10 protein-coding genes are annotated in these 13,967 nt (G+C 35.4%); 8 read left to right on the forward strand and 2 right to left on the reverse strand.

Annotation, left to right across the window (positions count from 1 at the left end):
- Window positions 1-509 precede the first annotated feature (509 nt).
- Window positions 510-1,403 (reverse strand): AraC family transcriptional regulator, encoded by an 894-nt coding sequence (locus G7Y57_RS00710; RefSeq protein WP_165020256.1) that lies wholly within the window; start codon window positions 1,401-1,403, stop codon window positions 510-512.
- 218 nt (window positions 1,404-1,621) lie between these two features.
- Here G7Y57_RS00710 and G7Y57_RS00715 point away from each other — a divergent pair, with 218 nt between their 5' ends.
- The 5 genes from G7Y57_RS00715 (at window position 1,622) to G7Y57_RS00735 (ending at window position 8,955) form a co-directional block, all read left to right on the forward strand.
- Window positions 1,622-3,100 (forward strand): rhamnulokinase, encoded by a 1,479-nt coding sequence (locus G7Y57_RS00715; protein WP_165020257.1) that lies wholly within the window; start codon window positions 1,622-1,624, stop codon window positions 3,098-3,100.
- A 24-nt stretch (window positions 3,101-3,124) separates the two neighbouring features.
- On the forward strand, window positions 3,125-4,381 hold the full coding sequence (locus tag G7Y57_RS00720) for an L-rhamnose isomerase (RefSeq protein WP_165020258.1): 1,257 nt from the start codon (window positions 3,125-3,127) through the stop codon (window positions 4,379-4,381).
- Between the two features lie 92 nt (window positions 4,382-4,473).
- Window positions 4,474-5,508, forward strand: coding sequence for an L-rhamnose/proton symporter RhaT (gene rhaT, locus G7Y57_RS00725; protein WP_165020259.1), 1,035 nt, complete (start codon window positions 4,474-4,476; stop codon window positions 5,506-5,508).
- A 55-nt stretch (window positions 5,509-5,563) separates the two neighbouring features.
- Window positions 5,564-6,364 (forward strand): rhamnulose-1-phosphate aldolase, encoded by an 801-nt coding sequence (gene rhaD, locus G7Y57_RS00730; protein ID WP_165020260.1) that lies wholly within the window; start codon window positions 5,564-5,566, stop codon window positions 6,362-6,364.
- A gap of 1,283 nt (window positions 6,365-7,647) precedes the next feature.
- Entirely contained in the window at window positions 7,648-8,955 is a 1,308-nt protein-coding gene (locus tag G7Y57_RS00735) for a site-specific integrase (RefSeq protein WP_165020261.1), read from the forward strand.
- 338 nt (window positions 8,956-9,293) lie between these two features.
- Here G7Y57_RS00735 and G7Y57_RS00740 read toward each other — a convergent pair whose 3' ends face one another.
- On the reverse strand, window positions 9,294-10,175 hold the full coding sequence (locus tag G7Y57_RS00740) for a helix-turn-helix domain-containing protein (protein WP_165020262.1): 882 nt from the start codon (window positions 10,173-10,175) through the stop codon (window positions 9,294-9,296).
- A 762-nt stretch (window positions 10,176-10,937) separates the two neighbouring features.
- Between G7Y57_RS00740 and G7Y57_RS00745 the strand changes: the two genes are divergently transcribed.
- The 3 genes from G7Y57_RS00745 to G7Y57_RS00755 all read left to right on the forward strand — a co-directional run bounded on the left by G7Y57_RS00745 (window position 10,938) and on the right by G7Y57_RS00755 (window position 13,962).
- Window positions 10,938-12,188: a fimbrial protein gene (locus tag G7Y57_RS00745; protein ID WP_165020263.1), complete on the forward strand. Its 1,251-nt coding sequence runs from the start codon at window positions 10,938-10,940 to the stop codon at window positions 12,186-12,188.
- Window positions 12,189-12,375: 187 nt separating this feature from the next.
- Complete coding sequence (locus G7Y57_RS00750) at window positions 12,376-13,326, forward strand: hypothetical protein (RefSeq protein WP_255491297.1); 951 nt, start codon at window positions 12,376-12,378, stop codon at window positions 13,324-13,326.
- Between the two features lie 36 nt (window positions 13,327-13,362).
- The gene (locus G7Y57_RS00755; RefSeq protein WP_165020265.1) at window positions 13,363-13,962 is read left to right on the forward strand and encodes a DUF3575 domain-containing protein; all 600 of its coding nucleotides are present in this window, start codon (window positions 13,363-13,365) and stop codon (window positions 13,960-13,962) included.
- Window positions 13,963-13,967: the final 5 nt, after the last annotated feature.

The raw sequence follows: 13,967 nt of genomic DNA on the forward strand, positions 1-13,967 counted from the left end.
TGCCTATACGCCTGCTTTTGTATTACTCTCTCAAAATGCAGCTAACCTCCAAATTTTCAGAAGAAAAAAGGTGTTTAAAGTGACTGCTTTTGTCTATTATTTAGCATAAAGGTATAGGTGTGTTTTAATATGAATTTACATTGATTAGTAATAGATTTAATACTTAAATCTAATTTATTACAATTAGATTTACAGCTAGCTTTCACCTTTTGCACAAGAATCTTGTTATGGTGGAGCTGTATAAAATGATACAATGTATTTTTCGTTGCACTTCAACGATGAAAAGTGTAAACCTTTCATATTCGACAAAAGTAGTTGATTGAAGGTAATGCGTATTGTATAAAATGATTTATATACTTTGAAAAATGACAGTGAGTTTTATGGCTGTTCTATCTCTTCACCTATTTATCTCAAATAGATATAGAGCTGTATTGTAGCTAAAACTGTAAGGCTTTTATTCGATGTAATAAAGGACTTTTATAAGTTAAATCTTACAATGTTTTTTGCAATTATAAATTTTTTCCTTGTGTAAATTCTCTGTATTTAATCGGAGAGGCTCCGGTCATTTTTTTGAATGCTGTACAGAAATAATCGGGGTTTTCGAAACCAACTTCGAATGCTATTTCCTGACTGGTGAGCATGGTGTTGGTAAGTAGTTCTTTGCTTTTCTGTACGCGCAATTCTTGTATGTACTGGTGTGGAGATAATCCCGTATATTGTTTGAAGATACGTCTGAACCATGAGTAACTCATGAATACCTGATTGGCAACGCTTTCGGGTGTAATGTCCGTATGAAAGTTTTCAAACATTATCATCTTTGCTTTGTTTATCTGGTTTGTTACTTTCATGTCTTCGAAAGCCGCATACTTGTCTTGAGAATAGGCAATACCCAGTAAGTGATTGAGAATACCTGCCAACATTTGTTGGAATCCGGTTGTTTGCTCTTTTGCTACACTGATTGCACGCATATAGAGCTGGACAATATCTTCGCGTGAGCCTACATTAAATATAGGTTTGTGCATATTGAAAAATCCGTTTTGAATCCGGCTATCTATATTTACCCCTTTAAAACCAATCCAATATTCATTCCATCCGGTCGAAGGATCGGGGCTATAAGTATGCCATTCGCCGGGAAATAATAAAAACATATTTCCGGCTTTAATTTCTGTTTTTTTCTGACTGGATGAGACAAAAGTGCCTCTTCCTTGCGTGATGTATATTAATTGGCATTCCTCCAATACGCGTCCCTTCTGTGTCGAGAATAGGTATCTGGTAGGATGGTTTTGGGGTGGATATGGTGTGTGTGGATCGATGTGTTGATAACCGACCGTATTGACAGTAAGTCCCCATAGCATGTCCTGCTCATTTGCTATTAAATACTTGATGTGTACAGAGTTTTTCATTGGTATAACAGTAAGGTAAAACAGAAATTAGAATAGGTCAAAAAACAAAATGAAGATGTAATATTAAAAATAAAAATGTATATAACCAAGAAAATGTTTGAAATATATTAAATGCTGCAAGTGTCAAATTTTTAAATCCTTAAATCAAATACATCAATATTCGAAATGTCCAATGCGTTACTTTTGTACCAAATCAATGCTATATCTAATATTACACTATGAAAACACATTATTTTTTCGCCTTCGACCTCGGTGCCACAAGTGGACGTTCTATTTTAGCGACAGTAGGAGGCGGAAAAATAACATTGAAGGAATTGACTCGTTTTCCCAATAAAATCATATCTGTACATGGTAAATGCTATTGGGATATATATGCCATTTTCGAAGCATTGAAGGATGGGTTGAAGGTTGTAGCAGCGGAGAAAATCAAATTAGATGCTATTGGAATTGATACTTGGGGTGTCGATTTTGTTTATTTAGGAGAAGACGGTTCTTTGTTGAATCTGCCACGATCGTACCGTGACCCTTATACAAACGGGATTCCTGAAGAATTGTTTAAAGTATTGCCTAGAAAGGATTTATACGAATTGACAGGTATACAGATTATGAATTTTAATAGTCTGTTTCAATTATATGCTGCCAAGCTCGAAAATTCTCCGGCTCTGGAGAAAGCCCACGACATTTTATTTATTCCTGATGCCCTATCTTATATGTTAACAGGAGGTAAAGTATGTGAATATACGATTGCTTCGACATCGCAATTATTGAATCCAAAAACAAGAAGAATAGAGCCCGAATTGTTGGATATTTTAGGTCTTAATTCGAATGTGTTCAGACCGATCATAATGCCTGGTGAGACAATCGGCTTTCTAACAGAAGATATTGCTAGAGAGTGTGGTGTTCATAAAGCTCCCGTAATAGCCGTTGGTGGGCACGATACCGCTTCTGCAGTAGCCGCAGTTCCGGCAGATGGTGAGAATTTTGCATATCTTAGTTCGGGTACATGGTCGCTGATGGGAATCGAGGTTAAGGAGCCTATTCTGACACAAGATTCTTATGAGATGAATTTCACAAATGAAGGTGGTGTAGATGGTTCAATCCGTTTCCTTAAAAATATTGCAGGCATGTGGCTTTTAGAGCAATGCCGCAAAGAATGGGGAGGGACTGGTGTCCATTATTCTTATAATGAGATTGTCGAACTTTCTGATTCGGTTGCAGGATTTCAATCTTTTGTAGATCCGGATGATGCAAGCTTTGCTAACCCTGTTAGTATGGTTGTAGCTATTGCTGCATTCTGTGAAAAGACAGGACAAAACGTGCCGAAAACACATGCTGAATTTGTAAGATGTATTTTCGATAGTCTTGCGTTTAAGTATCGATATGTATTGGAGTGCCTGCAAAAAATGGCTCCATTCAATATAGAAAAGCTGCATATAATTGGTGGAGGTTCACAAAATAAATTATTGAATCAGTTGACTGCTAATTCTATAAATATGCAAGTTGTTGCAGGTCCTGCAGAGGCAACTGCTATAGGGAATGTTATGATGCAGTCAAAAGGAATTGGTATGTTCGATTCTTTGCAAGAAATGAGATTAATGGTTCGTAACTCAATAGATTTGGATACTTTTTATCCTCAGGATGTGCATTTGTGGGATAGCGAATACAACAAATTTTTGAATATCATACAAAAGAAATAAAGTTAACACTTAAACGAAAAAACGATGACTAAAAACTCATTAGTACAAAGATCTTATGAAATAGCGAAAGAACGCTATGCTGCCGTAGGTGTAGATATCGATGCGGCTTTAGTAAAATTACAAGATATCTCGATCTCGATTCATTGCTGGCAAGCCGATGATGTTTGCGGATTTGAAAATCTGGGAAATGCCGGAGGCGGAGGTATTCAGGCTACGGGAAACTACCCGGGTAAAGCCCGTAATATAGAAGAATTGCAGTCGGATATTTCTAAAGTTCTGACTCTTGTTGGTGGAAAACATCGTCTGAATCTGCACGCTATATATGGTGATTTCGGTGGTAAAACTGTAGACCGTGATCAGATAGATGCGAGCCATTTTACAACATGGATGCAATGGGCTAAAGAAAGTGATTTGAAATTAGATTTCAATTCTACTTCTTTCGGTCATACTAAAAGTGGTGATTTAACATTGGCGAATCCTGATAAATCGATTCGCGATTTCTGGATAGAGCATACGAAACGCTGCCGTTTGATTTCGGAAGAAATGGGTAAGTTTCAGAATGATCCATGCATTATGAATCTTTGGGTGCATGATGGAATGAAGGATCTGACTGTAAATAAATATAAGTATCGCCAGCTATTAGAGCAATCTTTAGACGAAATATTCGCTATTGATTATAAAAATATGAAAGACTGTATAGAATCTAAACTGTTCGGTATTGCACTGGAAAGCTATACTGTGGGTTCGCATGATTTCTATTTAGGTTATGGTGCAAAAAAACAAAAGATGGTAACGCTCGATATGGGACATTTCCATTTGTCGGAAAGTGTTGCCGATAAGATATCTTCATTGCTTCTGTTTACCCCTGAAATTATGTTGCATGTGAGTCGTCCTGTTCGTTGGGATTCGGATCATGTAACTCTTTTAACAGATGAGGTGATCGATCTGGCCAAAGAAGTAGTTCGTGCAGATGCTATTAATAAAGTTCATGTAGGACTAGACTTTTTCGATGCTTCAATCAATCGAATCGGTGCTTATGCAATCGGTATACGCTCGACACAAAAAGCATTTTTACAAGCGTTGTTAGAGCCTCTTGCTAAATTACGTGAATATGAAGCAAATGGACAATATTTTGAACGCTTGGCTTTGCTCGAAGAAGCGAAGGGTTTGCCTTGGAATGCTGTGTGGGATTATTTTTGCATGAAAAGTGATGTTGCTATTGGTGAAGATTATATAGCAGAAGTACAACAATACGAGAAAGACGTTACTTCTAAGAGATAAAAACAAAGGTTGTGATTTGTGGGTATTTGATATATCTGGTCGGTAACATTCATTTACTCACAATTCATAACATATAATTATAACTGACCAACATGAATACAATAATAGGATTAATCATCATTGCGTTTGGCAGCTTGGGGCAATCAAGCTCGTATGTTCCGATCAATAAAGTGAAAAACTGGTCGTGGGAATGTTTTTGGCTTACCCAAGGTGTCTTTGCCTGGTTGTTATTCCCTCTTCTTGGTCTTTTATTGGCAATACCTTCGGGCTATTCGTTTTCTGAAATAATGTTTTCGGGTGGTGATGCTATCTGGAAGACTATCGGTTATGGTATTCTTTGGGGTATTGGAGGGCTGACCTTTGGTTTGAGTATGCGTTATCTGGGTGTTGCTTTAGGGCAATCTCTGTCGCTAGGTACATGCTCTGCTTTTGGAACATTGATTCCTGCTTTGCTTAAAGGTGATAATCTATTCAGAGGAGACGGTTTAATTCTGCTTATCAGTGTTAGTATTGCTTTGGGCGGTATTGCTGTTATCGGATATGCTGGTGCTTTGAAATCGAGCAATATGTCTGAAGAAGAAAAGAAAAAGGCTGTTAAAGATTTTGCATTGAAGAAAGGTGTCCTGATTGCATTGTTGGCAGGGGTGATGAGTGCCTGTTTCAGTTTAGGGCTGGAAGCCGGAGCTCCTCTTAAGAATCATATTCTTGAGCTCGGTGCAAATCCTTTATTGGCATTGAATCCTGTTATATTCCTTGTTACTTTAGGAGGCTTTATTACCAATGCCAGTTATTGTTTATTTCAGAATTACAAGAATAAAACTTTTAAAGAATATACGTCTATTTCGGGGGGTAACTGGATCAATAATATTTTATTTTGTGCATTGGCCGGATTGCTTTGGTATTCCCAATTTTTCGGGCTAGGTGTAGGACAAAGTTTCTTCGAACCGGGCAGTATTATGATGGCTTTCTCATGGAGCATATTGATGTCGCTCAATGTTGTGTTCAGTAATCTGTGGGGCATCGTACTCAAAGAATGGAAAGGTGTCGGGACGAAGACAATAATAGTACTCCTTTTAGGTTTGTTATTATTAATAGGTTCTATTATTTTCCCTCAATTAATTAAGTAAAGCTGTATGGCGATATGATTAATATTACTTTTATAGAAATAAATTACAATTAAAAATGAAACTAAGTATTAATAATAAATTACAAGCACAACTCGACGAGGTTGCCGAGATTGCAGGTTATTTATGGGAAAAGGGATGGGCAGAGCGTAATGCCGGAAACATATCTATAAATGTAAGTGAATTTATAGGTGATGAGAATAGAAATCTCTCTGCGCAGTCTAAATATCCATTACCTCGCAATATGAAAGAGCTTGCCGGCGATTTCTTTTTTGTAACGGGTACAGGCAAACGGATGAGAGATGTAGCTAAGTGCCCTTTGTCGAATGGCTCGATTGTTCGAGTATCGCAAGATGGAGATTCGTATGATGTAATCTCGGAAGAGAATGTGAAACCGACTTCGGAGCTGGCTTCTCACTTTTCTATCTTAGCATCGTTCAAAAAGAAAGGCTCAAAAAACAGGCTGGTATTACATACTCATCCGACGGATTTGATTGCAATGTCGCACATACCCGAATTGAAAAATGAAAAAGCACTGAATGAATTGTTATGGGGTATGCACCCCGAGACATTTATTGTTGTTCCCCGGGGTATTGGTCTGGTGCCTTATGAAGTACCCGGAACATTAGCTATTGCTGATTTAACTTTACCTGTACTTGACAGGCATGATATAGTTATTTGGGAAAAACATGGAGTATTTGCTGTAGGTGAAAATCTGACTGATACTTTCGACTTGATCGATACTCTATCTAAGTCGGCTCAGATATATGCATTCGCCAGAACTTGTGGCTATACACCAGAAGGACTTACTAAAGAACAGATACAAGGGCTTATAGAGCCTTTTGGGATAAAACTATGAAACTCATTTTGAGATAAAAGCAGTAAATAGTTATTTTATTAGAGAACACTTTAAGAGTAAGTAAGAAGCTGGTTATATTCATAACCAGCTTCTTTGTTAAAACATCTTTTTTGTTTGCCGAAAGCGCTTTAAAATATGAAAAACACGCATGCATCCCTGCGCGCGTGTTCTCTCTCAACACACATTTCACAAAACTGAGTTATGCAACAATACTGCTACACACTCTTTTTCCTGTTACCTTATTATTTCTTCTATCTATTCTCAAAATAAAAAGATAATTTATCTTTTATTATATAAAGGAGAATTTTAATAATAATATCCCTATGTATTAATGATATTCCGGGTCAATTCAATCCTCACAATTTGTACTAATTCTCAATGTATAAAAATACACCATTGTAATTTAGAAACAGTGAATAATTTCGTGTATTATAAACTGCATTTGTGTCGTATTTAGTGGTAAATCCATGTGATGCTGTCTGTTGTTGTCTATTTGGGATTATTGTCTCTTAAAAAGTGTGTATTTTCGTGTTTTGGGATCGTGTTTATTTTTTTTCGTTTGTTCTATGGCTGTTTTAGCTGTGTCGACCTGCTTCAGCAACTTACTCTTATTCGGAGGAATAAATCTTTCAAAGATATTGAACCTTTGCTGAAAAATATGGCAGTAAGAAGAGTCTTACTGCCATAAAACTGTGTTAGATTTTGTATAGAGTTATTTAATTGTTATAAATGTATGTTGCATTGTTGTTAAATCGCTGTATTATGTTGTGCGTAATATTAAATAACCAGATGCTAAAATCCAATTGGGGATATCAAAATGTGTTAAATGGGCAGAGTAATGCAGTTTTATTTTCTAAAGCGTAATACTCAATATATGTTAATGAGAGAAGTGTGTCTAATGCTCAAGGTTAAATTTGGTACTATTCTTCTGATTGGTTTGTTCTTAGACTTATTTTCGTCTGCTATCTTCCAGATAATTTAGAAAACGGTTTTTTCTGACCTTAGTAAGAAAGTCCTTATTTAATATTATCTATTATATTTTGATATTGCTATTGCAAAAGTATGCTGGAATTAAATTTTAAATCTATTTTGAATGCTAGGAAAAATGGCATTTTTTCTAGTTAATATTGGATACATATTATGCTTTTTTCATATAAAACTTCTTAATATTCTATATCTTTGCAATTCTTTTGGTAACAATTTTCCACCTGCAAATGTTATTCTATAAAATATGCATTTGTGAAGACTGTTATTTCAGATTTATATTAATACAATTACTACCTATGGCTTCTGTTAAAATCTTATATCGGCCTTCAAGCAAAGTCGGACAATCGCAAGGCAGTCTTTGCTTTCGTATTATTCACCAGCGTAAAGTGAAAGTGATAACAATAGCATCATCTATTAATCAATCGGAATGGGATAGTAATAAACAGGTTATCGTCTATCCGGCAGCACCTTTATTTCGAGTGAAATTTCTACGGGAGTTAGAAGATAAGATCAAACAGATTGCAAATAGGTTGGAACAAGTAATAGCTGAACTTGAAAAACAAGGGCGTTATGAGATAAGCGATATTGTGTGTAAAAGTTATCTCGAAGAAGAAACAAATTCGTTATATCACTACACTGAAAAGCAGGCCCGATTGCTTTTCGATTATGGGCAAGAGCGAACAGCTCGTGCTTATCGTACAACAGTTCGCCAGTTGATGAAATTTAACAAAGGAGAAGATTTGTTATTGGAGCATATTAATATAACTTTTGTTAAGGACTTCGAGAGACATATGAAACTGCAGAATAAATCATTGAATACTATTTCTTTCTATATTCGTAACTTACGTGCTATTTATCATAAAGCTATTCAAGATAAATTTATTATTGCTAAAGCTGAGAATCCTTTCTCTGGGACTTTTACCGGATTTCAGCGGACAAAAAAACGAGCTTTAAGTTTAGAAGAAATTGCACTACTTAACAATTTAGATTTTTCACAACTATTAAATAATAATGATCAAAAGACTTCATCTGCACTTTCATCTGTTGATGAAAAGCTTTATACTTGCTGGCGTCTGTTTTTCTTCTGTTTCCATGCTCGCGGAATGAGTTTTGTCGATCTGGCATATCTGCGTAAGGATAATATTCGCAGAGGTGTTATTTCTTATTATCGCAAAAAAACGGGACAGCTGATGGAAGTGAAAATTACATCAACGCTGCAAGGTATAATTGATAGCTTTAGTGACGATGTGGCATATTCGCCTTACTTATTTCCAATCATTGCAGATATTGGCAGATCGTCTAGACTCCAGTACGAGAGTGCTTTACGTCTTCAAAATAACAAACTTAAGGAATTGTCTCATCTTGCTGGTCTCAACAAGTCGCTTTCTACACACATGTCTCGACACTCATGGGCTACTCTTGCTAAAAGGGAGAACTTACCATTGTGGGTTATTAGTGAAAGTTTGGGGCATTCTAACGAAAAGACTACTTATACCTATTTAGCTTCATTTGAACGTTCCATTTTAGATCAGGCGAATGAAGCTATTAGCGCAGCTCTTAACAGAACGAGTACTTATCCCTCCAATATTCGTAAGCGAGGCTAATTTATAAGTAGACCTTAATTAATTTATGTGCACTCTTGTGATATTCATGAGGGGATATTTTTATTTTGGGCGCTTTGTTATTCAACTTATGAATAAATATGCCATTTTAGTCTAATTAAAAAACGTTTTATTATGTTAATAAGCAGTCGAAGAGTAGACTTTCACCCTCTTTTTATTACATTTGTATATTAATCACAAGGTAAAAGACATATCTGTCACTTTCTAAGTGTCAGAATGATCAATATGTCTTATGCATTTTAATGTTGACAAAGGTATTACATTCTCAACCCAAATCCGTTCTGTATTTCTCCCTATTTGTTAATAATTTCCGCCATTCGTTAATAATTTCCGCCATTCATTTTATTTTGACGAATATTACCTGGTGTTTGTCCGAAGCAATCTTTGCAAAAATCATTGAAATGAGAAGAAGAATTAAACCCGAAATCTGCACTTATTTCCTTAAAACTACGATCGCTCGTACTTATCTCATGATATATTTTACTGGCCTTTTGCTTTTTCATCCATCTATAAGGTGATGTCCCAAAAGTCCTTTTGAATTTTTTCTCGAAACCTGAAACTGAGTAATTCATTGATTCTGCTAATTGTACCAATGTCGTATATTTGCTGTAGTTTTGCATGATATGTTCAGCAAAATTAGTATTCATACTTAAGGCCATATTGAAAAATATTACCAAATCCTCTTTCTCATAAAATGCTCTAAATAAGAAGAATAGCTCTTTTATTTTTATTTCAAAGAAATATTTACATTTCAGTCCTTTAGAAATGCAAGTATCTAGAAATACTAAATAATCCTTTAAAATAGCATTGATTTCCAAGGACCCTGAGGATGCTATATTATTATCTAACTGAATTGTTGAGGTCTGTTTAACTAAATCTTCAACTCGGTATCGATCACAAAATTGCATTTTATTTTCCAAACGAATAATAATTAAAGCAACATCTTCTTCGACATATCCTTTAAAATGATAGAATGCTGGGATATATAACATCTTCCCCTCTTCTATTATCTCATCGCAGAAATAGCCAAAAGAGAATTTCAGCTTTCCTTTCATCAGAAACACTATTTTATTTGTTAAAGTATTAATATCCCAGGTGGAATCTTTGGTGAGATCTTTTCTTTCAATAACAGGGCTTTCTCTATTGCTATAATTCGCACAGTATAGGTGTTCGTTTGGATATAATAATCTTATATCATTCATATTTACAATGTGTTTAGCAAATGTTTAACGAGATAGATTATATCTTATCGTTTAACATTCAGTTGTATCCGTTGGTAGGTGTTCTTTTTACAGCTTATTTGGTGTAAGCTGTCTCTCATTTTTTGTTTTGATGTTTAACTTTATATTAAACTTTCCTCTTCTTTGCTTCTTCTGTCTTGCATATATGTGTTTGATTATCAGTGAGTATATGTTGTGTTTTTATTATGATCTGACACTTAGAAAGTGACAGATATATAGATTTGTTAAAATATATGTAAGTGCCACCAAACATTAACTGGATATGTACAGAGTTGAGTCTCATAAGAATACCTTAAGGCAACGCAACGGATATATAGATGTTAGTCTGGAAATTGATATCCAATGTTTATCAATTGATAGAGATTGCGCATATGCAATTAGACCTGTTATTGTAGAAGATGGGTGTTGCTGCAAATTGCCGCAAATACTGCTCGATGGAAACTTTATCACAAAGATTATAGTCAGATAATGAGTAATATAGAAGTGTGTATTCTCCACAATGAGCGCAATGGTTACCAAGGTTTTAAGGTGATAAAATAGTAGACTTTGTTATAAATATATGATATCGGTTGTTTACGAACGCCGGATAAACAACCCCCAGAATTACTATTATAAAAATATTTTAAAATATTCAAGAAAAAACTCCTTAAGATCATACACAATAGTTCATAATACATAAAATGTATAGTCATTGCAATTATTTATTTAACATTAATTTTAAAAATGAAGAAAGTATTTATTAGTTTAATTATGTCTGGTTTTTTGTTCTCTGCATGTAGCAGTGACGAGACTCTTGAGACATCAGAAGAAAAGGCTGTAGGTGCAATCGAAGCTACAATCTCTTTCGATCAAACAAACACAAAAGCCGATCCGGCACTATCAAAAGCAATTCCGCTTACTAGTTGGAAAAATATTGAGAGTGTACAGATGTTTTTATATGAGTCTGGAACAGGGAAGATCGTATATGCTTCTGATTACCTAGATCCATATAATGCAGGAGGAACACCAATTACAAAATTTACATGGACTAACATTCCTGTAGGAACAGGAACTTACGATTTAGCTTTAGTTGCGAATGCTAAAAGTGGTGTTGCTAAAAATGTATCAACCTATATTGGAACAGCAGCTGTGCAATGGGGTCAGTATAACGTAAAGGATAAATTACTGAATACTGATGTTTTTGCAAAATTGAAACCTGGAACATTGCCTGCAGCGCATACTTCGCAAAGTGCAGCGCATGCAGCTCAAAAAGGTTATATAGTACCATCTGAAGTATTTACTGCTTATGCTACTGGAATACAAATCGAAGAAGGTGTTACTAAAACATTGGCTACAGCTTTGAAACTGAAACGTGAAGTATCATTATTACGCGTAAGAATAAACAGAGAGGCAATTCCTACGACTGTGAAATTCGATGATGATAAAGCATCTGTACTAATCCAAAGACAACCTCAAAAGTTAGGATTTAAACAAGGTACATTTGCGGGTGGAATCGTGGCAGGTACAGCTAATGATATTAATGAATTAATCGTAGGTGGTACTGGTGCTACTGCTTTTAATACAGGTGTTCCAGCTGCTGCTGATTATTCAAATAATACTCAAATGCTAACAGCTGGTTTTACACTTTGGAAAGATATTGTAGTGTTCCCTAATCTACCTTCGGCAGAAGTAGTAGGTGTTGATGATGCTGTTGCAGGTAACAGACGATATATAATCCGTGTGAGTGCTTTGGCTCCAAAAGATTATGTTTTAGATAATAATACAGTACTGAATGCACCTACTACAGTATGGTGGTATGGTTATATACCTCATGCATTTACAGCGAATACTATAAGAGAAATAAATCTGACACTTACATCTAAAGGTAAGATCACGATACCGGCTGTTCCTGATCCTGAGGGAGGTTTAATTATAAATCTTACAGCTCCTGAAGATTGGAATGCAAACATTGACAGATCTGATTTAGAACTTTAAATAACAATCATTCTTATTCAATAAGTGAGTAGTTCCCTGTATAGTGTTGAGAGTAAGGCTCTCAATGCTATACAGAAGGGGGCTCTCATATCAGAAGCCTTTATCTTTATAAAGTAAAGAACAAATGACAAGTAAATATAAATATACCGGGAGCATCTATCTTATAATTTTTCTAGTATGTATGTGCATGTTTTCATCGTGCACGTATGATTACTTTGAAGATGAGACAAACTATGTTGTATATGTCCCTAAAGCGGATGCCGCGAAAATGACAGATACATACAAAGTAGAAGATGTAAGGATATACATTTTCAATACAGACCTCCAAAGAGAACGTTACTCGGTAAACCCTTTTGCTGAAAACGCAAGATCAAGAGTCGGAAACTTTCATTTCAAACTTTTGCCGGGATTACATCATGTATATTGTTTTACCAATATGCAGAATATCGGATTTTCGGATATTCAATCACACAACACAGCTAGGTTCGGTCTACAACAATCTGAAGATGGTTATTATCAGGAACCACCAGTTATATTAGTCGACTATAATGAGCCGCATATGCGTGTACCAGGGCCACCTATTACCGATACAGCATGGTTCGAACATCAATACGTTGGACGTATTTGTTTTGCAATGAAAAATCTAGGGAAAGTAAATCCTAAACTTTCTTTCGACAATATAAAAAAAGTTGACATTATAGCTTCGGGTGTTGGTACTATCCAATATTTATCTCAACTGTCTGATTCGGTTCAGACCCGCTCATCTCGTAATGGTATAGATGACAAAATGCGATTGAGTGCAGAACTATATCAAAGTCCTTATAAGGATTTTGAATTTGGATTTGAAAACTACTACTTGCCGTCTCCGGATCTTTCTGCCGAAGGTAACTCTTCGGATGCTTTTAGCTTCAAAATAAGTTTCATGGACGCTGGTAACAATATAATAGAAACTCTCAATGTTGATGCGGTTGATAGTAAAACGGGTAAAGCCGTTGTCCTGCATATGGCACAAACCATTGTATTAACAATAGATGGTAATAATGTACAAATACTAGAGTTAGGTAACCCCCATGACTGGTATTCGGATATAGAAGGTACAGATAATAATACTCCAGGTAATGGAGGAATAGAAATGTAATACATATTATAAAATATATTAAACACAATTATTTCGATGAAACATTTTCTAAGATACATATTGGTTTGTTTAACACTCCTTTTGTTTTATTGCCCTCAGTCGCAGGCTCAAGCGATTAAAACGAACATTCCGCTTATTGCGACAGGAAATCCTAATATCGGAGTTGAATGGTCGGTAGGAAAACAGTTAACCCTCAATGGTGACATTCTGTGGGCACCTTATCTTTTCAAAAAAGACGAAGAAGTTTTCAGAGCACTCATTACTAGTGTAGATTTCAGATATTATATCAAACCTAAATTTTATTATACAAATGATTTATGGGATGGTCTTTATGTCGGTCCTTACGCTATGTATGGTAATTTCAATATAGGATTTAAGAATAGCGATGAGTCTAAGATGAGTTATAGAAGAAAGGGATGGGGACTATCCAGTGGTATAACTACAGGTTATAAATTTTATATATCGAGCCGTTTTCGATTAGATGTTAATCTGGGTTTGGGTTATGCTCATATGCAATATGATAAATATCAATTAGGTGGAGAATATGCCGAATACCCACTCGAAAAGAAAAAGACAAAATCATATTGGGGACCTACAAAATTTGGTGTTCATATTGTCTACAATATATTCAGATAATAGTA

It is taken from the genome of Dysgonomonas sp. ZJ279, from assembly GCF_011039205.1.
Lineage (GTDB): Bacteria > Bacteroidota > Bacteroidia > Bacteroidales > Dysgonomonadaceae > Dysgonomonas.

What these genes read in the sequence shown, in the direction of transcription:
- G7Y57_RS00710 (WP_165020256.1), bottom strand. Translation starts at nt 1,403, where the DNA reads ATGAAAAACTCTGTACACATCAAGTATTTAATAGCAAATGAGCAGGAC.
- G7Y57_RS00715 (WP_165020257.1), top strand. Translation starts at nt 1,622, where the DNA reads ATGAAAACACATTATTTTTTCGCCTTCGACCTCGGTGCCACAAGTGGA.
- G7Y57_RS00720 (WP_165020258.1), top strand. Translation starts at nt 3,125, where the DNA reads ATGACTAAAAACTCATTAGTACAAAGATCTTATGAAATAGCGAAAGAA.
- rhaT (WP_165020259.1), top strand. Translation starts at nt 4,474, where the DNA reads ATGAATACAATAATAGGATTAATCATCATTGCGTTTGGCAGCTTGGGG.
- rhaD (WP_165020260.1), top strand. Translation starts at nt 5,564, where the DNA reads ATGAAACTAAGTATTAATAATAAATTACAAGCACAACTCGACGAGGTT.
- G7Y57_RS00735 (WP_165020261.1), top strand. Translation starts at nt 7,648, where the DNA reads ATGGCTTCTGTTAAAATCTTATATCGGCCTTCAAGCAAAGTCGGACAA.
- G7Y57_RS00740 (WP_165020262.1), bottom strand. Translation starts at nt 10,175, where the DNA reads ATGAATGATATAAGATTATTATATCCAAACGAACACCTATACTGTGCG.
- G7Y57_RS00745 (WP_165020263.1), top strand. Translation starts at nt 10,938, where the DNA reads ATGAAGAAAGTATTTATTAGTTTAATTATGTCTGGTTTTTTGTTCTCT.
- G7Y57_RS00750 (WP_255491297.1), top strand. Translation starts at nt 12,376, where the DNA reads ATGTTTTCATCGTGCACGTATGATTACTTTGAAGATGAGACAAACTAT.
- G7Y57_RS00755 (WP_165020265.1), top strand. Translation starts at nt 13,363, where the DNA reads ATGAAACATTTTCTAAGATACATATTGGTTTGTTTAACACTCCTTTTG.